The sequence below is a fragment of the Aureimonas sp. CAS genome, from assembly GCF_059838215.1.
Genome location: NZ_CM187563.1, coordinates 5,001 through 25,544, shown reverse-complemented (window position 1 = coordinate 25,544; position 20,544 = coordinate 5,001). Strand labels below are relative to the sequence as shown.

Annotated in this window: 18 protein-coding genes, 2 rRNA genes and 1 pseudogene (1 of these 21 cut by a window edge); 5 read left to right on the top strand and 16 right to left on the bottom strand. The window is 68.3% G+C overall.

Features of this window, described 5'->3' with window-relative positions; genetic code table 11:
* The first annotated feature begins 66 nt into the window (after window positions 1–66).
* The 3 genes from AC6R2M_RS00120 to AC6R2M_RS00110 all read left to right on the top strand — a co-directional run bounded on the left by AC6R2M_RS00120 (window position 67) and on the right by AC6R2M_RS00110 (window position 1,847).
* On the top strand, window positions 67–786 hold the full coding sequence (locus AC6R2M_RS00120) for a helix-turn-helix transcriptional regulator (RefSeq protein WP_500484297.1): 720 nt from the start codon (window positions 67–69) through the stop codon (window positions 784–786).
* Window positions 783–1,097, top strand: a complete 315-nt coding sequence (locus tag AC6R2M_RS00115) for a hypothetical protein (protein ID WP_500484295.1) — start codon at window positions 783–785, stop codon at window positions 1,095–1,097. The genes AC6R2M_RS00120 and AC6R2M_RS00115 overlap by 4 nt, the downstream gene beginning before the upstream one ends.
* 132 nt (window positions 1,098–1,229) lie before the next feature.
* On the top strand, window positions 1,230–1,847 hold the full coding sequence (locus AC6R2M_RS00110; protein WP_500487429.1) for an alpha-ketoglutarate-dependent dioxygenase AlkB family protein: 618 nt from the start codon (window positions 1,230–1,232) through the stop codon (window positions 1,845–1,847).
* A gap of 13 nt (window positions 1,848–1,860) precedes the next feature.
* Here AC6R2M_RS00110 and AC6R2M_RS00105 read toward each other — a convergent pair whose 3' ends face one another.
* From AC6R2M_RS00105 to hisB, 9 genes are all read right to left on the bottom strand, one after another.
* Window positions 1,861–3,426, bottom strand: coding sequence for an OpgD/OpgG family glucan biosynthesis protein (locus tag AC6R2M_RS00105; protein ID WP_500484293.1), 1,566 nt, complete (start codon window positions 3,424–3,426; stop codon window positions 1,861–1,863).
* Window positions 3,427–3,685: 259 nt separating this feature from the next.
* Window positions 3,686–4,642 carry a type I pantothenate kinase gene (gene coaA, locus AC6R2M_RS00100; protein ID WP_500484291.1) on the bottom strand — a complete coding sequence of 319 codons (957 nt, stop codon included), beginning with the start codon at window positions 4,640–4,642 and terminating at the stop codon, window positions 3,686–3,688.
* A 5-nt stretch (window positions 4,643–4,647) separates the two neighbouring features.
* Complete coding sequence (locus AC6R2M_RS00095) at window positions 4,648–4,980, bottom strand: phosphoribosyl-ATP diphosphatase (RefSeq protein ID WP_500484289.1); 333 nt, start codon at window positions 4,978–4,980, stop codon at window positions 4,648–4,650.
* Between the two features lie 31 nt (window positions 4,981–5,011).
* Window positions 5,012–5,794, bottom strand: coding sequence for an imidazole glycerol phosphate synthase subunit HisF (gene hisF / locus AC6R2M_RS00090; RefSeq protein WP_500484287.1), 783 nt, complete (start codon window positions 5,792–5,794; stop codon window positions 5,012–5,014).
* Between the two features lie 42 nt (window positions 5,795–5,836).
* Window positions 5,837–6,391 carry a Uma2 family endonuclease gene (locus AC6R2M_RS00085; RefSeq protein WP_500484285.1) on the bottom strand — a complete coding sequence of 185 codons (555 nt, stop codon included), beginning with the start codon at window positions 6,389–6,391 and terminating at the stop codon, window positions 5,837–5,839.
* A 110-nt stretch (window positions 6,392–6,501) separates the two neighbouring features.
* Complete coding sequence (gene hisA / locus AC6R2M_RS00080) at window positions 6,502–7,233, bottom strand: 1-(5-phosphoribosyl)-5-[(5-phosphoribosylamino)methylideneamino]imidazole-4-carboxamide isomerase (protein ID WP_500484283.1); 732 nt, start codon at window positions 7,231–7,233, stop codon at window positions 6,502–6,504.
* On the bottom strand, window positions 7,233–7,886 hold the full coding sequence (hisH, locus tag AC6R2M_RS00075; protein ID WP_500484281.1) for an imidazole glycerol phosphate synthase subunit HisH: 654 nt from the start codon (window positions 7,884–7,886) through the stop codon (window positions 7,233–7,235). The genes hisA and hisH overlap by 1 nt, the downstream gene beginning before the upstream one ends.
* Window positions 7,886–8,389 carry a DUF2628 domain-containing protein gene (locus AC6R2M_RS00070; RefSeq protein WP_500484279.1) on the bottom strand — a complete coding sequence of 168 codons (504 nt, stop codon included), beginning with the start codon at window positions 8,387–8,389 and terminating at the stop codon, window positions 7,886–7,888. Before AC6R2M_RS00070 ends, hisH begins: the two co-directional genes overlap by 1 nt.
* Window positions 8,386–8,988, bottom strand: a complete 603-nt coding sequence (gene hisB, locus AC6R2M_RS00065; RefSeq protein WP_500484277.1) for an imidazoleglycerol-phosphate dehydratase HisB — start codon at window positions 8,986–8,988, stop codon at window positions 8,386–8,388. Before hisB ends, AC6R2M_RS00070 begins: the two co-directional genes overlap by 4 nt.
* A 127-nt stretch (window positions 8,989–9,115) precedes the next feature.
* Between hisB and hslV the strand changes: the two genes are divergently transcribed.
* Complete coding sequence (gene hslV / locus AC6R2M_RS00060; RefSeq protein WP_500484275.1) at window positions 9,116–9,676, top strand: ATP-dependent protease subunit HslV; 561 nt, start codon at window positions 9,116–9,118, stop codon at window positions 9,674–9,676.
* 233 nt (window positions 9,677–9,909) lie between these two features.
* Here hslV and AC6R2M_RS00055 read toward each other — a convergent pair whose 3' ends face one another.
* From AC6R2M_RS00055 to mprF, 4 genes are all read right to left on the bottom strand, one after another.
* The gene (locus AC6R2M_RS00055; RefSeq protein WP_500484273.1) at window positions 9,910–11,364 is read right to left on the bottom strand and encodes a RimK family ATP-grasp domain-containing protein; all 1,455 of its coding nucleotides are present in this window, start codon (window positions 11,362–11,364) and stop codon (window positions 9,910–9,912) included.
* A gap of 288 nt (window positions 11,365–11,652) precedes the next feature.
* A complete protein-coding gene (locus tag AC6R2M_RS00050) occupies window positions 11,653–12,828 on the bottom strand; it encodes a GNAT family N-acetyltransferase/peptidase C39 family protein (protein WP_500484272.1) in 1,176 nt (391 codons plus the stop codon).
* Window positions 12,829–12,865: 37 nt separating this feature from the next.
* Window positions 12,866–14,248: a virulence factor family protein gene (locus AC6R2M_RS00045; protein ID WP_500484270.1), complete on the bottom strand. Its 1,383-nt coding sequence runs from the start codon at window positions 14,246–14,248 to the stop codon at window positions 12,866–12,868.
* Entirely contained in the window at window positions 14,248–16,830 is a 2,583-nt protein-coding gene (gene mprF / locus AC6R2M_RS00040) for a bifunctional lysylphosphatidylglycerol flippase/synthetase MprF (RefSeq protein ID WP_500484268.1), read from the bottom strand. Before mprF ends, AC6R2M_RS00045 begins: the two co-directional genes overlap by 1 nt.
* A 310-nt stretch (window positions 16,831–17,140) precedes the next feature.
* Between mprF and AC6R2M_RS00035 the strand changes: the two genes are divergently transcribed.
* Window positions 17,141–18,226: an MBL fold metallo-hydrolase gene (locus AC6R2M_RS00035; RefSeq protein WP_500484266.1), complete on the top strand. Its 1,086-nt coding sequence runs from the start codon at window positions 17,141–17,143 to the stop codon at window positions 18,224–18,226.
* A 16-nt stretch (window positions 18,227–18,242) separates the two neighbouring features.
* On the opposite strand, the pseudogene AC6R2M_RS00030 reads toward AC6R2M_RS00035, so the two are convergent.
* From AC6R2M_RS00030 to AC6R2M_RS00020, 3 genes and pseudogenes are all read right to left on the bottom strand, one after another.
* Window positions 18,243–18,368, bottom strand: a pseudogene (locus AC6R2M_RS00030) (3-oxoacyl-ACP reductase); the annotation flags it as partial.
* A 503-nt stretch (window positions 18,369–18,871) separates the two neighbouring features.
* Window positions 18,872–18,985, bottom strand: a 5S ribosomal RNA gene (rrf, locus tag AC6R2M_RS00025).
* A gap of 393 nt (window positions 18,986–19,378) precedes the next feature.
* Window positions 19,379–20,544: ribosomal RNA gene (locus AC6R2M_RS00020) — 23S ribosomal RNA — on the bottom strand (it continues 1,750 nt past the right edge of the window).

Below are 20,544 nucleotides of genomic sequence, written 5' to 3'. Positions count from 1 at the left end.
ACGCCACCGTGCGGCGTGCGCTATCAAGGAAGTCCCTCCTGATTCGCATGGGTTCGCGCCTGATCGATGTCTGTTGCACACGACATACTCGGCCGGATGGAGCGCCCCTGGTGCGAAAGCGATCTCTGCACGTGTCTGGACGCGATCGCGGAGGCCTACGGCTTCTCCCACATCGCCATCGTCACCATCCCGTCCTCAGACGACGCCGGATCGGAACTGCGGCTCGTCCTCTCCAACTGGAGCCAGGAGTTCCGCAAGACCTGGGAGCGTTCGGGCCTGTCGCGGTTCTCTCTGGTGCTGCGGGCGCTGAAGGCCGACCCCTCGCCGCTCGTCTGGGACGTCGAGACGCTGCATGGCTACGATCCGGACGAGCCGGAGGAGGCCGACCCACAGGTGAAGCTGCTTCTGTCCTCCGGCTGCCTCACCGGCGGTTATTTTCCCGTCCACGGGCTGACCAACTTCAACGGCGCGCTGGCGCTGGCCGGCGACCGGCCGCTGCTCTCGGACGATGAGGCGCGGGAGCTGCATCTGGCCGCCTTCGCGGTCTTCGGCATTCTCGCCGCATCCCGCTTCGAGGAGAACAAGCGCCGCAATCCGCTGACGCAGCGCGAGCGCGACTGCCTGAAGCTCGCCATGCTCGGCAAGACCTCCTCGGAGGTCGGAACCATCCTCTCGATCTCGGAATACACAGTCTCGCAATATCTGGCGTCGGCGACGCGAAAGCTGAACGCCTCCAACCGCACGCACGCCGTCGCGATGGCCGCGCAGCTCGGCTATCTGTCGTGACCCTGCCGACGAACGAGGGACCGACCCGCTCGTTTCGTCCGGCCCCGACATTGACCGAAGGCGTCGACTCGTCCGGGCGCGACCGCGAGACGCGGCGGGAACTGGCGAAGCTCACGGCGAATTATCTGAACGCGCTGGCAACCTCGATCTTCGCGGTCGGAGCGCTCGCTCCGATCGTGGGCTATCTCTCGCAGACAGCCCTATGGGTCGCCGGCCCTGCAGGCATCCCGCTCGTCTTGGGTGGCTTCGGCCTCAGCCTTGTGACCCACCTGAGCGCACGCTATGTTCTGCGCAGGGAGTTTAGGCGATGACGAACGAACTCTTCTGGACCTTCATGATCGGCCCTTTGGGCGGCGTCGCGATCGCTGCGATCTGCGTCTACCTCTTCACCGGCGAGAACCAGCGGTTCTGACCGCGCCCGTCCCATGTCCGTCGATCACGACGTGAACGTCCTGCCCAAAGGCGTCCGGCATATTCCGGGCTATCTCTCGACCGACGCTCAGGCCGCGCTCGTCGAGGCCATCCGCTCGGTCGTCGAGCGCGCGCCGCTCTTCCGGCCGGAAATGCCGCGCACCGGAAAACCCTTCTCCGTCCGCATGACCAATTGCGGCTCGCTCGGCTGGGTCTCGGACCGGTCGGGCTACCGCTACCAGCCGCTCCATCCCGTCACCGGCGAGCCCTGGCCGCCGATCCCGGACAGTCTCCGTCAGCTGTGGCGCGAGGTCTCCGCCTATCCCGCCGCCGGGCCGCAGGCCTGTCTCGTCAACTTCTACGAGGACAAGGCCAAGATGGGCCTGCATCAGGACCGCGACGAGGAGGATCTCTCCGCGCCCGTCGTCTCGGTGTCGCTCGGCGACGAATGCCTGTTCCGCATCGGCGAGACGAACCGGGGCGGCCGCACCACTTCGATCCGCCTGAAGTCCGGCGACGTCGTCGTCCTCGGCGGCGAGGGCCGTCTCGCCTATCACGGCGTCGATCGCATCTACCCGGCGACCTCCGCCCTTTTGAAGCGCGGCGGGCGCATCAATCTGACCCTGCGCCGGGTGACGCGGCCGGACTGAGCCGCGTGCGACCTCAGGCGTCGCGGTCGGGCTCGGACGGGTGGAACTGGTAGAGCCAGGTCTCGGTCAGAACCTCGTCGCCCCGGTGCAGATAGAGGCGCAGATCCACCGGCTCCTCGCCGTCCGGCCGGATGTCGAAGGTCGCGCGCCAGCCGGTGCCGACCTTGATCGAATGGGCGTTCACGAGGCTGATCGCCCCGCGCGAGGCCGTCACTTCGACCTCCACGTCGTCCACCTCGCGCGCGAGCGCGGCGATCTTGCCGCCATCGAAATCGACGATGATCTTCGTCACGCCCTCCGGCCGGGGCTGGCCGGTGATGCCGCCGCGCCCGAGGCGCGTCGCGACCACATGGCCGACCTCGGGCAGATGCGGCTCGACGCTCGACCAGGTCAGGCGGTAGTCGATGGCGATCGCATCGCCCTTCTCCACCGGCTTCTCGGCCAGCCAGTAGGCGGCGATGTTGTCGTGGATCTCGTCGTCTGTCGGAATCTCGACGAGCTGTACCGCGCCGCGTCCCCAGTCGCCCTTCGGCTCGACCCAGACGCCCGCACGCTTCTCGTAGTAAACACCGTCGTCCTGAAAGTTCTCGAAGTCACGATCGCGCTGCAGGAGGCCGAACCCCTTCGGGGTCTCGTCCGCGAAGGTCGAGGTCATGACGCGGGACGGATTGTTCAGGGGCCGCCAGATGCGCTCTCCCGTCCCCGTCCAGAGCGCGAGACCGTCGGAATCGTGCACCTGCGGGCGCCAATCCTCGCGCGGGAGCCGGTCGCTCTTGGAGAACCAGTACATGGAGACGAGCGGCGCGAGACCGACACGCTCGATCGCCTCGCGGGCGAAGAAGCGCGCCGCGATGTCCATGACGACCGGTCCGTCCTTGGCCATGTCCATGCGCAGCGCGCCGGTGATGCGCGCGCTCTCCAGCTTGGCATGAACGAGGATGCGCCCGCCCGTCGGCGAGGGCGCGAGATAGAAGTCGGTGAAGCGCGGAAACTCCTCGGGCGTCGGCATGGCGACGTCGATGGCGAGCGCGCGGCACGACATGCCGAACTGCCCCTCCTCCCCCGACGTGCGGAAATACGAGGCGCCGAGGAAGGCGAGCCAGTCGTTGTCGCGCCCCGGCTCCAGCACGCGGAAGCCCGCAAAGCCGATGTCGGAGGGAAGCCGGCGCGCCGGGCTGTCTTCGGGAAAGCGGAAGAGCGCCGGATCGTAGAGAAGGGTGCGGGCCTCGTCCCCGTCCACGACGTGGATGCCGACCGGCTCCTGGAAATAGCGGCCGAGATGGAAGAATCGCAGCGGCGCCTTGCCGTCGGCCAGGTCCAGCGTGTTCTCGCGCCGGTACTCGATCTTCCAGTGCGCGTCGTAGTCGATGTCGGTCAGCGTCTCCCCCGCACGGATCGGCTGCGGGGCGTAGGGCTTGGCGGCGCGCTCGCGCGCGTCCTCCACCAGCGCGTCGAAGCTGAAGGGCTCCGGCTCGTCGAAGCGAAGCGCGTCGCTCGCAAAGGACGGCAGCGTGCTCGCCGGAACGAGGCCGACGGCGGCCAGACTCGCCAGAAGCTGGCGGCGGTTGATCTCGATCATGCCAGAGGTCCCTGATGGCATACGACGAACGATCACTCGCCCGTGACCGGGCTTTGAGCGGCAAAAGCGGGCGATGTTTTGGCGCGGCGTCTTTACGGCTTTTCACGCCGGGGCGGAAGCGCCCGTTCCGGCGGCGTCGCAGATCGTCGAGGGACAGGAGAAAGCGGCTCGGCGGGACGGCCTCAGGGCTCGCGAGAGCGGGACACGACGAGCGTATCGGTCGCGGAGGCGAAGCCGGTCTTGAGAGCCTCCGGCGGCCTCAGAGCTTGCGCAGGGCCACCTGCTCGACCCTGTGGCTCGATCCCTTGCGCAGGATCAGGTCCGCGCGCGGGCGCGTCGGCAGGATGTTGTCGTAGAGGTTCTTGGCGTTGATCTCGCGCCACAGCCATTCGGCGCGCTCCAGCGCCTCTTCTTCCGAGATCTGCGAATAACGATGGAAGAAGGAGTCGCGCTCGCGGAAGGCCGTCTCGCGCAGCCGCATGAAGCGCGCGATGTACCAGCGGCGAAGATCGGTCTCCTCGGCGTCGAGATAGATGGAATAGTCGAAGAAGTCCGAGACGAAGGGGATCGCCTTGCCGTCCTTCGGCATCTCGCGCACCTGCAGGACGTTCAGCCCCTCGAAGATCAGGATGTCCGGCCGGTCGACCGTCTGCTCGCGCCCGGGCAGGACGTCGTAGGAGAAGTGCGAGTAGACCGGCGCGCGCACCGCCGGCGCGCCGGCCTTGATGTCGGACAGGAAGCGCAGGATCGAGGCGACGTCGTAGCTCTCGGGGAACCCCTTGCGCTGCATCCGGCCCTCGGCCTCCAGCACCGCGTTCGGATAGAGGAACCCGTCGGTGGTCACGAGATCAACCTTCGGGCTCGTCGGCCAGCGGGCGAGCAGTTCCTTCAGGATGCGCGCGGTCGTGGACTTGCCGACGGAGACCGAGCCGGCGAGCCCGATGACGAAGGGGGACTTCGCCGCATCCGGCCGACGCAGGAAGCGCTGGCGCATGGCGAAGAGCGCCTGGCTGGATTCGACATGCGCCGAGAGAAGCCGGGAGATCGGCAGATAGATGCGGGCCACCTCGTCGAGATCGACCGGGTCGTCCAGCGAGCGCAGCCGCGCGACCTCGTCCTCGCGCAGCGTCAGCTCCGCGCCGCCCCGGAAGGTCGCCCATTCCTCCGCCGAGAAGAAGCGATAGGGCGAGAGGTCCGAGGGCGTCATCTGATCCATCGCCGTCAGATTCCCGCGCCCGCCGGGCGGGAGGCCTTTTCCTGCAGCCCGGTCTGGCCGGTGCGCGACTGGAGCTCGGCCATGACGGCTTCGAGCTGCACGCCGCGCAACCTGAGCACGACGAGGAGATGGTAGAGGAGGTCGGCCGCCTCGCCCGTGAGTGCCGTCTCGTCCTCGCTCACCGCCGCGATGACGACCTCCGTCGCCTCCTCTCCGAGCTTCTTGGCGGCTTTGGCGACGCCGGCGGCAGCGAGCCGGGCGGTGTAGGAGGAGCCGTCGGTGGACGCTGCGCGCGTCGCGACGATCCGTTCGAGGCTGGCAAGATCGAAGCCGCTCATCGCGCGTCCCGTTGGAGGGGGCCCTCCGGCCTCAGCCGACATTCAATCGCATGGGCAGGCCGGCCGCCGCCATATGATTCTTCGCCTGGGCGATCGTATAGGTGCCGAAATGGAAGATCGAGGCGGCGAGAACCGCGCTGGCGCCGCCTTCGCGCACGCCGTCGACGAGATGATCCAGCGTGCCGACGCCCCCGCTGGCGATGACGGGCACGGGAACCGCGTCGGACACCGCCCGCGTCAGCTCGATGTCGAACCCGGCCTTGGTGCCGTCCCGGTCCATCGAGGTCAGGAGAATTTCGCCCGCGCCGAGCGCGGTGACGCGCCGGGCGAACTCCACGGCGTCGATGCCGGTCTCGCGCCGGCCGCCATGGGTGAAGATGTCCCAGCGCGCGCTCTCGCCCCCGCGCGACACGCGGCGCGCGTCGATGGCGACGACGATGCACTGGTTGCCGAACTTGTCGGCGGCCTCGGCCACGAATTCGGGCCGCGCGACCGCCGCCGTGTTGATCGAGACCTTGTCGGCTCCGGCGAGAAGCAGGTTGCGGATGTCTGCCACCGTGCGCACGCCGCCGCCGACCGTCACCGGCATGAAGCACTCGGCGGCCGTCCGCTCCACGATGTCGAGAAGGGTGGCGCGCTCGTCGGAGGACGCGGTGATGTCGAGAAAGCAGAGCTCGTCCGCGCCGGCCGCGTCATAGGCCTTGGCGGCCTCCACGGGATCGCCCGCGTCGATCAGATCGACGAAGTTGACGCCCTTCACCACGCGGCCGTTCGCGACGTCGAGGCAGGGGATGATGCGGGACTTCAGTGACACGGGGAAAGCCGGCCTTCGCGGCAGGAGATCGGGACGGCGTCTCTATGCGATGCCGCGATAGAGCTCCGCAAGGGTGATCGTCAGGCCGAGCCCGTCCAGCGGCACGGTCTCGTCGCGCCCCACGATCATCTCGGGCGAGCCGAAGACGCCGTCCTCGCCGCGCGTCCAAAGCCAGACGCGGGGCTCGTCCTGCGACAGGACGAGATAATGGAGGAGGGACGGAAGGGCCGTGTATTCGCGCGCCTTCTCTCCGAAGTCGAGCGCCAGCGAAGATGGCGAGAAAATTTCGGCGACCAGGAGCGGATTGCGCGTCGCCAGTTCGCGGCCGTCGCCCTCGCCCCGGTGAACCAGAACGTCCGGGTACCGAATGCCGGCCGGTGTGCGCACGCCGAAATCTGCGGCGGTGACCCGGAGCGCGTCGTCCGTCAGGTCCCGTTTCAGGATCATGGCGAACTGGAGGAAGAGTTCGGCATGCCGCCGCGACCCGCCCGTCATCATCGCGACGATCCTCCCGTTGACGAACTCGCGCTTCCCCTCGCGCCCTTCGTTCCAGCGCAGGAAATCGTCCTCGGTCAGGATGGGCGCCTGAATGTTCATGCCGGCGAAGATAACATTCGAAGCGAGAGCTTCAAAGCGCGCCGAGAACGAGCGGCTGGAACCAGCGCCCCCCTCTGAAGAGCTGATGAGCGTCGATCGATGGTCCGCCGTCACCCCAGCCGCGCCAGCGCCGCCTTGGCGTCGATCCGTCCGTCATAGAGGGCGCGGCCGGTGATGGCGCCCTCGAGGTGCGCGGCCTGCGGCGAGGCGAGGCGCTCGATGTCCTCCATGGAGGCGAGCCCGCCGCTCGCGATCACCGGGATCGAGATCGCCTCGGCGAGGGCGATGGTCGAATCCCAGTTGATGCCGGCCAGGATCCCGTCGCGGTCGATGTCGGTGTAGATGATCGCCGAAACGCCCGCGTCCTCGTAGGCGCGCGAGAGGTCGAGCACGGTCAGCTCCGAGGTCTCGGCCCAGCCCTCCACCGCGACCCTGCCGCCCTTGGCGTCGATGCCGACCGCCACGCCGCCGGGGAAGCGGCGCGCCGCCTCCCGCACCAGCGCCGGATCGCGCAGCGCGACCGTGCCCAGGATGACGCGCGAGAGCCCGGCGTCCAGCCAGCGCTCGATGTCGGCCATGGAGCGGATGCCGCCGCCGAGCTGCACCTTCATCCGCCCGCCCACGGCCCCGACGATCGCCTCGACGGCGCCGGCATTGACCGCGCGGCCCTCGAAGGCGCCGTTCAGATCGACGACGTGCAGATGGGTGAAGCCGGCCTCGGCGAAGCTCGCCGCCTGCGCGGCCGGGTCCTCGCTGTAGACGGTCGCCTGATCCATGAGCCCGAGCTTCAGACGCACGCAGGCGCCGTCCTTCAGGTCGATCGCGGGAAAGAGAATGGGCATCAGGGCGTCCAGGTCAGGAAATTGCCGATCAGTTCCAGCCCGAGACGCTGGCTCTTCTCGGGGTGGAACTGCGCGCCGGCGGTGTTGCCGTCCGCGACGAAGGCCGTGACGGGTCCGCCGTAGTCGGTCGTCGCGATGACCTGATCGGGCTGGCGGGAGACGAGGTGGTAGGAGTGGACGAAATAGGCGTGCAGCCCGTCCTCGCCCGTCGGTATGCCGGCGAACAGGGCATGCTCGCGCTCCAGCCGGATCGTGTTCCAGCCGATCTGCGGGATCTTCAGCGAAGGGTCGGAGGGCACGATCGGCTCCACGTCGCCCTCGATCCAGTCGAGCCCCTGGGTGACCGTCTTCTCCAGGCCGCGCGAGGACATGAGCTGCATGCCGACGCAGATGCCGAGGAAGGGCTTGCCCTCCCGCTCCACCGCCTCGCGCAAACTGTCCTCCAGCCCGGGCGCGGCCGCGAGCCCGGCCCGGCAATCCGCATAGGCGCCGACGCCCGGCAGGACGATCCGCTCGGCGGAGCGCACCTTTTCGGGATCGTCGGTGACGACGATCCCGGTGTCAAGCCCGCGCTCCGTCGCCATGCGGCGGAAGGCCTTTTCGGCCGAGCGCAGATTGCCCGAGCCGTAGTCGATGATGGCGAGCGTGCCCATCAGCGTCTCTCTCCCGTGTCCAGAAGCGTCCGCGCGCTGCGCCAGCCGAAGATCGGCAGAGGCTCGCGCGAGGGAGCCGTCGCCTGCGACGCGTTCGCATGCGAAGGAGCCGGCTCGGCCTCGGCCCGTTCGGACGTCGGAGCGGCCGCAGCCGAGCCGTAATAGATCAGCTCGGCCTCCTCGCGGTCCTCCGCGTTCACGATCCCGGCCTCGCGATAGCCCTTCCGGCGCAGCCGCCAGGCGACGAGGCGCGGGCCTTCCAGCGCCACCGCCAGCCCGAAGAGAATCGGCAGGACCGCGCCGGCGAGCCCGAACCCCTCGACGCGCCCGAGCTGCCACAGCCCCAGCTGCACCAGGAAGGCGAGCACGGCGAAGAGATACAGCCGGCGCGCGGCCAGCCAGACGAAGGGCAGGAGGAAGGCGAGGAGGTGGAAGCGGTCGCGGAGGAACACCGCCTCCGCGCTCGCCCCTTCCCCACGTTCCAGAACGATGGTGCGCGTCACGCGATCGTGCCCTTGGTGGACGGAATGGCGCCCTTCTGGCGCGGATCGAGCGAGACGGCCTCGCCCAGAACGCGGGCCACCGCCTTGAAACAGGTCTCGGCGATGTGGTGCGAGTTCTGGCCGTAGAGATTCTGGACGTGCAGCGTGATGCCGGCGTTCATGGCGAGCGCCTGAAAGAACTCCAGAACCAGTTCGGTGTCGAAGGTGCCGATCTTCTGGGTGGCGAACTCCACCTTGAAGACGAGGAAGGCCCGGCCCGAGACGTCCACCGCCGCGCGCGTCAGGCATTCGTCCATGGCCAGATCCAGCGAGGCGTAGCGCCGGATGCCGGCGCGCTCGCCCAGCGCCTTGCGGATCGCCTGCCCGATCGCGATGCCCGTGTCCTCCACCGTGTGGTGGTCGTCGATGTGGAGATCGCCCTTGGCCTCGATCTCCATGTCGATCAGCGAGTGGCGCGAAAGCTGCTCCAGCATGTGGTCGAAGAAGCCGATCCCGGTCGAGATCGTCGAGGCGCCCGTGCCGTCGAGATCGACCCGAATCTTGATCGCGGTCTCCCGGGTCGCGCGTTCCACGCTCGCGGTTCTGCCTTCGGCGCTCATGGGTCTCGTCCGTCCGTCTTCGCTCGACCCGGTTCATACAGCGCCCGGCCCGCCGCGCCAACGCTTTGCAACGCGAGCGTTCCTCTCCCATATCAGCGCCGCGAGACTTCAGAACGCGAGGCGAGGCATGTTCGAGAAACACGATCCGGCGACGATCTACGGCACGACGATCGTGACGGTGCGAAAGGGCGGCAAGGTCGTCGTCGCGGGAGACGGGCAGGTCTCGCTCGGCAACACGGTGATGAAGGGCAATGCGCGCAAGGTGCGCCGGCTCGGCAAGGGCGGCAACGTCATCGCGGGCTTCGCGGGCGCGACGGCGGACGCCTTCACGCTTCTGGAGCGGCTGGAGGCCAAGCTCGAGCAGTATCCGGATCAGCTGATGCGCGCCTGCGTGGAGCTCGCCAAGGACTGGCGAACCGACCGCTATCTCCGGCGCCTGGAGGCGATGATGATCGTCGCCGACAGATCGGTGACGCTCACGCTGACCGGCAATGGCGACGTGCTGGAGCCCGAGAACGGCATCATCGCGATCGGCTCGGGCGGCAATTACGCGCTGGCCGCGGCGCGCGCGCTGGCCGAGACGGATTTCGACGCCGAGGAGATCGCGCGGCGCGCCATGCGCATCGCCGCCGACATCTGCATCTACACCAACGAGAACGTGGTGCTGGAGAGCCTCGACGCGGCCTGACGTCCATCGTCGATCAGCGGCATTTTCAGAGGGCACCGCCATTCTTCTCCCGCTTGCGGGAGAAGGTGGCCCGAAGGGCCGGATGAGGGCGTCGTCGAGAGCTGCAGTCGGTGTTCCGTCCAGCGCCGCACGCGTCAGGCCCTCACCCGGCCGGTGCTTCGCACCGTCCACCCTCTCCCCCTCGGGGAGAGGACTGGCGCCTTGTCCGTCGGACCTGGAAGACCATGACGAGCCTACCGCTCGATCCGGTCGATGAACCAGCGGGTGAGGCGCGTCCAGACCTCGTCCTTCTCGGCCGAATCCTCCACGCCGTGTTCGAGGTTCGGGTTGTCGTTGACCTCGATGAGGAACACGCCGTCCTCGGTCTCCTTCAGGTCGACGCCATAGAGCCCGTCGCCGATGCAGCGCGCCGCCCGAAGGCCGGCGTCGAGCACGTGCGGCGGCGCGTCGGCCATGGCCACGCTCTCGAAGCCGCCTTCCACCGGCCGCCCCCCGCCCTCGTGGTTGACGATCTGCCAATGGCTCTTGGCCATCAGATACTTCACCGCGAAGAGCGGCTGGCCGCCGAGCACCCCGATGCGCCAGTCGAAGCTCGTGGGCATGTATTTCTGCGCGATCAGAAGATCGGAATCCTCCAGCCATTCGAGCGCGAGCCTTTGGAGTCCCGCGAAGTCCTGCACCTTCTTCACCCCGCGCGAGAACGACCCGTCGGGAATCTTCAGGACCATCGGGAAGCCGAGAAGGTCGGCCGCGCGCGTCAGGTCCTCCTTGCCCGCGATCATCACCGAGGGCGGCACCGAGACGCCGTTCCCGAGCATCAGCTCGTTCAAATAGACCTTGTTGGTGCAGCGGATCATCGAGACGGGATCGTCGATGACCGGCATTCCCTCCTGCATCGCCCGCCGCGCGAAGCGATAGGTGTGGTTGGAGATCGACGTCGTCTCGCGGATGAACAGCGCGTCGAAATTGGCGAGCCGGGGCAGGTCGCGCCGGGTGATCGGCTCGACGTCCACGCCCATGCGCGCGGCGATGCGCGCCCAGTGCTTCAGCGAGTCCACCGAGGTCGGCGGCAGCTCCTCCTTCGGATCGTAGAGCGTGGCGAAGGAATATTTGGCCGGCGTCTTGGCCCGCGCGTCGCGCCATTCGCGCGCGGTGTAACGCTCCATCGCCGCGCTCAGCCGGTCGAGTTCGGCCGCCGGGAGCTTGCCGATCGAGGCAAAGCCGATCTTGCGGATGCGCAGTCGGTCCTTCCACTCGAGCGCGATCTCCAGCGCGGGCGCGCGGAACCAGTCGAAGACGAGCTTGGCGAAGCGCTCCAGCCGGTGATCGTCGGAGAAGCCGAAATAGACGCGGATCGGCCCGTCGGGCAGCGAGGCCGCGTCCGAGAAGGCCCTTGCCAGCGTCGCCTCCAGCTCCGGCAGCGCGTTCTCGTAGAGCTTCTTCTCCGACAGGTCGATCATGGTCTCGACCGAGGGGATGACCCGGTGGCCCCGCGCCCCGGCCAAGAGCGAGGCATAGTAGCCCCGGCTCTGATAGGCGTAGGAGCGCGAGAGATTGATGATCTTCGGGCGCTGTCCGCCGAAGAGGTTCGGCCGGGCCAGATAGTCCCGGCTGGTCATGATCTTGTGGGGCGTGGCGGCATTGTCGAGGTCGGAATTGCGTCCGACCAGAATGACCCATTGGGACATCGGCGCTCTCGGATGATGCGGATTAGGGTGTGTCCCCATAAACAGGAACGAAATGGCGCGAGGTCCGGCGATGAGATGCGAGGAGAAGCGCGACGAGGGGGCTGATGCCCAGTCGAGCGGTTCGACGACGCAGCTCGAAGCCGGGACCGCGTCCCTTCGGGATCGGGCGCTCCGGGGCGGCAACTTCGTCGCGAGAGCTCGAAAATGCCCGCATTTCCTTCGCTCTCGCTCCTCGTATCCGGCCCGGATCGTCCCGACCATTTCCGTCCCTGCTTATGGGGACACACCCTAGTTCGCCGCGGGGGAACGTTTGGTCAGGAAAACGGCGGCGCGAAGGCCGATCTTTCCGAAGCGCGCCATCTTGTCGAAGGCGGCGTAGGGAATGGGCATGGAGGCCGCGTCCGCCACGGTCTCGTGGCGCTGGTCGTCCACCCAGGGGTCGTGGACGATCAGATGCCGTCCGTCGTCGCCGTGGACGAGGATCCAGTGCGGCACCTTCTTGCCGAACATCCGGTAGCCGGAGACGAGGACGATGGCCGTGCCTCCGCGCGCGACGACGCCGCTGATGTCCTCGATGGTGAAGGGGCGGATCAGCGCCCTGATCCCGTAGACTTCGGCGCGGGTGCGGAAATCCTCCTGCGCGAGCGCCATCACCGTCTGCTTTTCCGGCGAGCGCACGCCTTCCAGGAACAGGTCGCCCGGCTCTGAGACGTGGATCTCGGCGTCGAGCCCCGCCTCGTGCGCGGCGACCGCCAGTCCGTAGGGCTCGCAGCCGCCCGGCCCGGACATCATGAAGATCGTCGTCGCCTCCCGCCAGAGGCGGATTTCCAGAACCGGGCTCATCGCCGTGCCGGGCACGTCGCGCGCCATCGCCATCATCAGGCAGCAGGCGCCGCAGGTGAAGTCGGTGCGCTGCTCGTAGAAGGGCACGCCGCTCTCCACCGGGTGGTCGCCGCGCAGCGTCTTCTCGTAGCGCAGCGCGTTTCCGTGGTCGGCGTAATAGTCCAGATAGCGCCCGATCGGGCGGTAGCCCGACGCCTCGTAGAGCGAGATGGCGGGCGCATTGTCCTCGCGCACTTCGAGGCGCAGCGCGATGCGGTCGCGCTCGAAGGCCTCGATCTCGCTCGCATGGAGCAGGGCCTTGCCGATGCCGCGCCCCTTGGCGGCGGCGGCGACCGCGATGGAATAGAGCCGGGCGAGCGCGGTGCCGGACCGCAGGAGGATGGCGGCGTAGCCGTGAAGCGGCTCGGCGGCGCCCCCCGGCCCCTCCGCCACGATCAGGATCGCGCTCTTCGAGCCGAGCAGGGCCTTGAAGGACCGGCGCGAGATGCGGTCGGCGTCGAAGGCCTCGCGCTCCAGCGCCACCAGCCGGTCGAGATCCTCCATCCGTGCCGGTCGCAGGCCCGCCGGCGGATCGCCGCAGAGAGGCGACCGGGCGGGCGACGGGGCGGATGCGAGGGACATCGGTTCGACTTGGGACAGGGTTGAGGCCGCGATTGTCTCACGAACCGGGCGGCGTTGCGAGAGCGGCCTGCGGACCGGAGGCAATGGCGGCGCGGATGCGCGTGGCGAGAGCGCCGTAATTGCCGTCGAAATGATGGCCGCCGTCGAGGGTCAGGCGCGCGACCTGCGACAGCGACGGGTCGGCGCAGGCGGACGCCTCATCCTCGCGCCCCTCGACGCACAGAACCTTGTCTGCGGGAAGCGCCGCGATCTGCGGCGCGATCGGCTCGTCGCCCGTCGAAAGACCGAGCCAGCCGCCGATCGAGACCTCGAACCCGGTCTCCAGACCCGGCGCCAGAAGTCCGATCAAGGTGACGCGATCCCGCAGGCCTTCGTCGAGAAGGGGGATGGCGAAGGGCAGCGTGTCGGCGCCGAAGGAATAGCCGAGCAGCGCCACCGGGAGCTTCCCGGTCGGGTCGGCGGCCGCGACGATCGTCTCCAGATCCTCGGCGATCTGTTGCGGACGCTTCTCCGACCAGAAATAGCGCAGCGAATCGACGCCGACGACGTGGACGCCCTGCGTGGCGAGAGCGTCGCCGGTCGTCTTGTCGAGATCGCGCCAGCCCCCGTCGCCCGAATAGAAGACGGCGAGCGCGCTGGCCGTGCCCGTCGCGGGCGTGTCGATCACCGGCAGCGCGGTCGCGTCGTCGGCGGCCAGGGTCGCGATCATGTCGGCGCCCGCCTCCTGCGCCTCGTTTGCGGCGACGCCCATCGTCTGGACCGTGTAGGGGCCGTGGGGCGCGATCTCGGGCGTGGCCGTCGCGGCCCCTGTGTCGAGCGCGACGAAGGGCTCGGGCAGGCGGGCCGAAGGATCGTAGGAGAAGCCGCCGCCCTCGGCCGGGCTCGGCGAAGCGCCGGCGCAGACGGGCAGGCTCGTGCGCAGCGCGGGCGCGGCTTCGAAGGAGAGCCCGCCGGCCATGGTCGCGGCGGGCGAGTCGGCCACCGCGGCGAAGGCGAGCGTGCCGCCCTCCCCGCGCCCGGCGACGACGGGGTGGAAGTAGCTATCGAGGCCGAGCGCGCGCTGCGCCTCCTTCGCGAGCCCTTCGATGGCCGAGCCGAGATAGACGCAGGTGCCGCTCTCCTGGTTCAGGGCGGCGCGCCAGACCTCCAGGTCGACCGGCAGGACCACGAGATCGCGAACGAGCAGCGCGTCGGCGAGGTCGCGGTCGGCCTGTGCGATCCCGCCCGCGTCGGAGACGAGGATCACCAGTCCCTTCGGCTCCCCGGCGGGCGACTGCACGTCGATGTTCTGCAGCGGCGGCGAGGACACCTGCGCGACCGGGACCGCCATATGCGCGGAATCGAGCAGCCCCACATGCCAGGCCGCGGCGATCAGCAGGCCGAGCCCGGTGGTCGCCAGGAGAACGCGAAGTCTGCGCATCAGTGCTTCACCTTCATGCGTCGGGAGATGAGGGCCGTCACGTCGACCAACGCGCGCGCCGCCTCAAGCCCCGGCGGGCAGACGAGGTAGTGCGGCGTCCAGACGGGGCCGAACTTGTTCTTGAAGCCGCGCAGCCCGTCGAAGGAGTAGAGTTCGTTGCCGTGCCGGTAGAGGAGCGTGCCGAAGCGGTTCCATCGCGAGGCGCCGGGCCGGTCGGTGAGGCCCGACAGGGGCGCCGCGCCCAGCGAGAACCAGCGATAGCCCTCCTCGCGCGCGCTCGTCATCAGGTTCACGAACAGGGTCTCCATCACCCCGTGCGGCGCGTCCGGCGTATGGCGCATGAGGTCGATCGACATCTCGTTCAGGCCGCCGCTCTTCCACAGATTGGCGAAGGCGACGATGACGCCGTCCTTCTCCAGAACCGCGATGTCGAAGTTCGACAGATACGCCTCGTCGAAGAAGCCGAGCGAGAACCCCTTCTCGGCGCCCGACTTCTCCTTAAGCCAGGCGTCGGAGATCGCCCGAAGGCGCGGCATGATCGGACGCGTGTCGCTGGCCGGGACGATGCGGAAGGCGATCCCCTCGCGCGTCGCGCGGTTGACCGCCGAGCGCAGAGACTGGCGCTTGGAGCCCTTCAGGTCGAACCTGGCGAGATCGACGCGCGCCACCTCGCCGAGCTTCAGCGCCGTCAGCCCCATGTCGAGAAAGAGCGGCAGCCGCCCCGGACCGACCTCGTAGAAGACCGGCCGCAGCGCCTGCCGGTCGGCGGCGGCGCGGAAGGTCCAGGCGAGCTCCTCCACCGCGCCCTCCTCCCCGACCGGCTCGCCGAGCGCGATGAGGCTGCCGCCCGAGCGCGCATACATGACGAAGGCGTCGCGGCCCGGCGACATCAGGAACTCCTTGTCCCCGAGAAGCGCCAGCGCAGCCCCCGAATCCGGGCTCCCCGCGACGATGGACGCGACCTCCGCCGGGATCGGCGGACGGAGCTTCGCTCGGCGCGGGCGGCCCGCGATCCAGAAATGCAGGACGGTCACCACCAGCGCCGCGACGACAAGGACGCCCGCGCGCAGGAAGCGCGGCGCGTCGTCCTCGATGGCGAACTGCCACCAGAGCTGGTCGGAATAGGCGACGTTCTCGTAGGAGAAGAAGCCGATCCAGAGGAAGGCGACGACGGTGGCGACGGTCGCGGCGAGCCATCGCCAGGAGAGCGTCATGCCCGACAGATGCGCCCGGCGGTAGAAGGAGCGCCGGAAGGCGGCGAGCGAGAGGGCGACGAGCCCGAGCGTCAGCGCCTCTTCCCAGTCCAGCCCCTTGGTGAGGGAGACGACGGCGCCCGCCAGCGTCAGGGCGATCGCCAGATGCACCGCGCGGCGAAGGCGCAGGGCGAGCCCGCGCGCGATGACGAGCAGGGCCAGGCCGACGAGGCTGGAGACGAGGTGCGAGACCTCCACGAAGGGAAGCGGGACGATGTCGCGCAGGGCGGCGAGCCGCTGGTCCAGCGTCGGCGTCGCCCCCGAGACGAGGAGGACGATCCCGGCGATGAAGGTGACGGTGGCGGCGAGCGGCGGCACGAGCGGCCGGAACAGCCGCAGGGCCTCCGCCGCCGGGCCGGAGATGATGTGGCGCTGGCGAAGGCCTTCCGCGATCGCGAGCGCCAGGGTCGCCACGCCGAGCGGCAGGCCCGTGTAGATGACGCGGTAGACGACGAGGGCGGCGATGGCGCCGGGCTGCGCGCCGAGCCCGAGGCCGGCGAGGATCGTCGCCTCGAAGGCGCCGAGCCCGGCCGGGGCGTGGGAGACCATGCCCGCGATGGTCGCGACGATGAAGACGAGGGCGAAGACGAAGAAGGAGGAGACGCTCCCCTCCGGCATCAGGACGTAGAGCGCCGCCGCGGCGGCGATCAGATCGACGATGCCGGCCAGGGTCTGCGCCAGCGCATAGCGGGACGAGGGGAGCGGCAGCACGGAACCGCGGAAGGTCAGGCTTCGGCCGCCACCCCGAAGCCACAGGATCAAGGCGCCCACCCCGCCGATCAGCGCCACGCCGATGACGAGATCGACCACCGGGTCGAGCTCGGAGAAGAGCGGCACGGCCTCCGGGTCGGCCATCAGCGTGATGCCAACGAGAACCGCGAAGGCGAGCCAGAGGGCGTAGAAGGAGGTGCCGACGATCTTGCCGATCATCGCCGGATCGAGCTCGGCGGCCCGATAGAGCCGGTAGCGCAGCGCGCCCCCGGTCAGGAGCGGGAAGCCGAGCGCATTGGAGACCGCGTAGCCCGCGGCCCCGACCAGCGCCGCCGTCGAAGCCTTCACCCGGCCCGGCGCGACGGTGCGGACCGCGATCACGTCGTAGCTCGACATGGCGAGGAAGGAGAGAGCGGTGAAGCCGAGACAGGCGAGGATCGCCGAAGCGGGCTTGTCGGCGATCGCGGTCCGGATGTCCTCGTAGGAGACATGGGTCAGGAGGATGTCGAGCGCCGCGAAGGCGACGATCGTGATCCCGACCCCGAGAAGCGCGGGCAGCAGGCGGCGGAGCCGGGAGACCGGCATGGCATCCTCGGAAGGGGCTGGGATCTCGACCATCTCGACTGCTCGCTCCCGGCCCTGAGGGGCGCTCCGCCCGATCACGAAGGCTTGCGCCGGACCTTGCGCGCGATTGCGGCAAAGCGTTGTCCGGCCGGTGCCGCGACACCTTGCGGGCCCTCTCCAACGCAGATACGGCAGGACGGAAGAAGCGCCAAGTCCGGCACGCCGTTCGAGCGGCATCGCCCGCGCGCCAGGGCTCGGCTTCCGGCGACGCCGATGGGGTGGCAACAAGGACATGGCGCGATCCTCGTGCATCCGGGCGGACGCGCGCCTTCGCAACGCAGGCGACCCGGCCCGCCGGAGACACATGCGCGCCGCCTCGGCTGTGCGCTTTGCCGGTCTCGCGCTCCTGGGCTCCGTGCTCGGCGCCTGCGCGACCCCGACCTGCGGCCTTCCCGGTCGCCCCGCCCATCACGGGGCCACCGGCTTCTGCAACGAGCCCGGCGCGCCCGAGCCGACTGCGAGCCTGCCCGCGCGCATCGAGAACGCGGTGCGGATCACCTTTGCGCGCGAGCGCGAGCCGGTTCCCGACGGCTTCGTCCTGCCCGAGGACGAGGCGCTGGCCGGGATGCTGGTACCCTCGAGCGAGGATCGGATCACCTGGCTCGGCCACGCGACGACCCTGCTGCAGATCGAGGGAAAGCGCGTCCTGATCGATCCCGTCTGGTCCACCTATGCGACGCCCATGCCGCCGCTCGGCCCCAGGCGCGCGACCCCGCCCGCCGTGCCACTGGCCGCGCTTCCGCCGATCGACGTTCTCATCGTCACGCACGATCATTACGACCATCTCGACATGCCGACGCTACGCGCCCTGCCCGGCAAGGACCGCGTCCAGGTCGTGGTGCCGCTCGGGCTGGCGCCGCTCCTGCGCTCGGCCGGCTTCGCCGACGTCGTGGAGATGGACTGGTGGGAGGAGCGGCGCGTTGCGGGCCTGTCCGTGCGCGCGCTTCCCGCCGCCCACACATCGGCGCGCGGTGCCTTCTCGCGCAACCGCACGCTCTGGGCCTCCTTCGCGATCGCCGGCGCCAAGCCGAACGCCGTGAGCGTCTACGTGTCGGGAGACAGCGGCCACCACTCCCATTTCGAGCGGATCGGCCGTGCCCACGGCCCCTTCGATCTGGCTGTGATCTATCTTGGCGGCTACGCCCCTCGGCCGGTGGCGCGAGCGCGCCACGTCACGCCGAGCGAGATGGTTCGGGCCGGCGACGAGCTACGCGCGGCCACATCCGTGCCTGTCCACTGGGGCACCTTCCCGCTCGGCGCCGAGCCGACCTTCAAGCCGGGTCCGGCCTTTCTCGCGCGAGCGCGGGAGGCAGGCTGGCCGCTGGGCCGCGCCATGGTCATGCGCATCGGAGAGACGCGGGCGATCCGCGATGGCGGCGCTGGCCTGTAAGAGCTCCGGCCGCTCAATCGACGCAGACGATTTTCGCGCCTTCTCGGGCATAGGCGACGGCGGCTGCTTTCCCGTTGCCCCAGCCTTCGCCGATCGAGCCCGCGCCGAACACGATGGCGCAGCGGTCCTGCAGTCGTTTCATGGATTCCCCTCCCCGGTTGGCTCTCGCTGTTGAGCCATTGGGGAGTGTTTTTGCGCTTTGGTGTTTTGGACATCAAGGCGGGGTGGTGTGTGGTGGGGGTTCTGACGGCGTGCGGGGAAGTGTTCTGTGGTTGTCGGGGTTGTCTGGCGTGCGGCTTGTATGGGCACGGTTTCGTGCGGCCTGCGGTCGACCGGCTTCGGGGCCGGTGGCACCTTTGGGAGCCAGGCTGGTTTCGTGGGCGGGGCGGATTGCGCCCTTGGGGCCGCTATCGGGGGCGGGTTTGGCCTGCGTTGGGGGCGGCGGATCTGCTGTGTTTCGGGGTGCTGGACGGCGCCGGCATTGCTCTTCCCGCGGCGAGCCCTTGCCCGCCCGTTCTTTCGTGGCCCGCCCGTTCTTTCTGGCGGACGAACGCAAAAATCCCCGGCGGCTTTCGGCCCCGGGGTTGTGGATGGTTTGGAATGGAGTGTGCTGTGTGTGAGAGAGGTGATGGATGCGATTTGCAGACCTGGCGGCGACCGACTTTCCCGCGTCTTAAGACGAAGTATCATAGGCGCTGAGGCGTTTCACGGCCGAGTTCGGAATGGGATCGGGTGGGGGCACCTCGCTGAACCACCAGGTCGGCAAATCGCATCACTGGAAGCTTGGGACGCTCACGCCGAACGGCTATCGAGCCGTTCGTCTCCGCTGGGGCGCGCCACGGGGCGCGACGCCCGTTCGGGCTTCCCCACGGACCCTTTCGGGTCCTCGGAGGGCACCCCGTCCGTCCATGTCAGCGAAGACCTTTGCGAAGGTCGAGCCGCATGGAGCGTGAGGTGACGTGAGCTGGTCTGTATCGTCATGCACCGCTGAGGGGCGCACGGCAGTCCCGACGCGATAGCGTCGGCGGAACCTTCAGGTTCCGGCCCGCCGCAGGTGATCGGCCCGTAGCCGATCGCCACGAGGCGAACCATGAAGAGATGAGGCAATGTTCATCACGGGCGCAGCCCGCTGATGAACATTGGCGAATGAGAACGATCAAGCCGATCGAGCGATTAGTACCGGTAAGCTTCATGCGTTGCCGCACTTCCACACCCGGCCTATCAACGTGGTGGTCTTCCACGGCTCTGATAGGGAATACTCGTTTCCAGGTGGGTTTCCCGCTTAGATGCCTTCAGCGGTTATCCCGACCGTACATAGCTACCCTGCACTGCGGCTGGCGCCACAACAGGTCCACCAGAGGTACGTCCATCCCGGTCCTCTCGTACTAGGGACAGATCCTGTCAATATTCCTGCACCCACGGCAGATAGGGACCGAACTGTCTCACGACGTTCTGAACCCAGCTCACGTACCGCTTTAATTGGCGAACAGCCAAACCCTTGGGACCTGCTCCAGCCCCAGGATGCGATGAGCCGACATCGAGGTGCCAAACAACCCCGTCGATATGGACTCTTGGGGGTCATCAGCCTGTTATCCCCGGCGTACCTTTTATCCGTTGAGCGATGGCCCTTCCACTCGGGACCACCGGATCACTATGACCGACTTTCGTCTCTGCTCGACTTGTCTGTCTCGCAGTCAGGCGGGCTTATGCCATTGCACTCGACGACCGATTTCCGACCGGTCTGAGCCCACCATCGCGCGCCTCCGTTACTCTTTGGGAGGCGACCGCCCCAGTCAAACTACCCACCATACACTGTCCCGGACCCGGATGACGGGCCGCGGTTAGACATCCATGACGATAAGGGTGGTATTTCAAGGATGGCTCCACGCGAGCTGGCGCCCACGCTTCAAAGCCTACCACCTATCCTACACATGCCGACACGAATGCCAGTGTAAAGCTATAGTAAAGGTGCACGGGGTCTTTCCGTCTGACCGCAGGAACCCCGCATCTTCACGGGGAATTCAATTTCACTGAGTCTGCGTTGGAGACAGCGGGGAAGTCGTTACGCCATTCGTGCAGGTCGGAACTTACCCGACAAGGAATTTCGCTACCTTAGGACCGTTATAGTTACGGCCGCCGTTTACTGGGGCTTCGATTCAGAGCTTGCACCCCTCCTCTTAACCTTCCAGCACCGGGCAGGCGTCAGACCCTATACGTCGTCTTTCGACTTCGCAGAGCCCTGTGTTTTTGATAAACAGTCGCTACCCCCTGGTCTGTGCCACCACCATACGGTTGCCCGCATGGAGGTCACGCTTCTT

Bases quoted from the DNA above. Each gene is read 5' to 3' on its own strand.
- AC6R2M_RS00120 (WP_500484297.1), top strand. From the start codon at position 67: ATGTCTGTTGCACACGACATACTCGGCCGGATGGAGCGCCCCTGGTGC.
- AC6R2M_RS00105 (WP_500484293.1), bottom strand. From the start codon at position 3,426: ATGATCGAGATCAACCGCCGCCAGCTTCTGGCGAGTCTGGCCGCCGTC.
- coaA (WP_500484291.1), bottom strand. From the start codon at position 4,642: ATGGATCAGATGACGCCCTCGGACCTCTCGCCCTATCGCTTCTTCTCG.
- AC6R2M_RS00095 (WP_500484289.1), bottom strand. From the start codon at position 4,980: ATGAGCGGCTTCGATCTTGCCAGCCTCGAACGGATCGTCGCGACGCGC.
- AC6R2M_RS00085 (WP_500484285.1), bottom strand. From the start codon at position 6,391: ATGAACATTCAGGCGCCCATCCTGACCGAGGACGATTTCCTGCGCTGG.
- hisA (WP_500484283.1), bottom strand. From the start codon at position 7,233: ATGCCCATTCTCTTTCCCGCGATCGACCTGAAGGACGGCGCCTGCGTG.
- hisH (WP_500484281.1), bottom strand. From the start codon at position 7,886: ATGGGCACGCTCGCCATCATCGACTACGGCTCGGGCAATCTGCGCTCG.
- hisB (WP_500484277.1), bottom strand. From the start codon at position 8,988: ATGAGCGCCGAAGGCAGAACCGCGAGCGTGGAACGCGCGACCCGGGAG.
- hslV (WP_500484275.1), top strand. From the start codon at position 9,116: ATGTTCGAGAAACACGATCCGGCGACGATCTACGGCACGACGATCGTG.
- AC6R2M_RS00055 (WP_500484273.1), bottom strand. From the start codon at position 11,364: ATGTCCCAATGGGTCATTCTGGTCGGACGCAATTCCGACCTCGACAAT.
- AC6R2M_RS00050 (WP_500484272.1), bottom strand. From the start codon at position 12,828: ATGTCCCTCGCATCCGCCCCGTCGCCCGCCCGGTCGCCTCTCTGCGGC.
- AC6R2M_RS00045 (WP_500484270.1), bottom strand. From the start codon at position 14,248: ATGCGCAGACTTCGCGTTCTCCTGGCGACCACCGGGCTCGGCCTGCTG.
- mprF (WP_500484268.1), bottom strand. From the start codon at position 16,830: ATGGTCGAGATCCCAGCCCCTTCCGAGGATGCCATGCCGGTCTCCCGG.
- AC6R2M_RS00035 (WP_500484266.1), top strand. From the start codon at position 17,141: ATGCGCGCCGCCTCGGCTGTGCGCTTTGCCGGTCTCGCGCTCCTGGGC.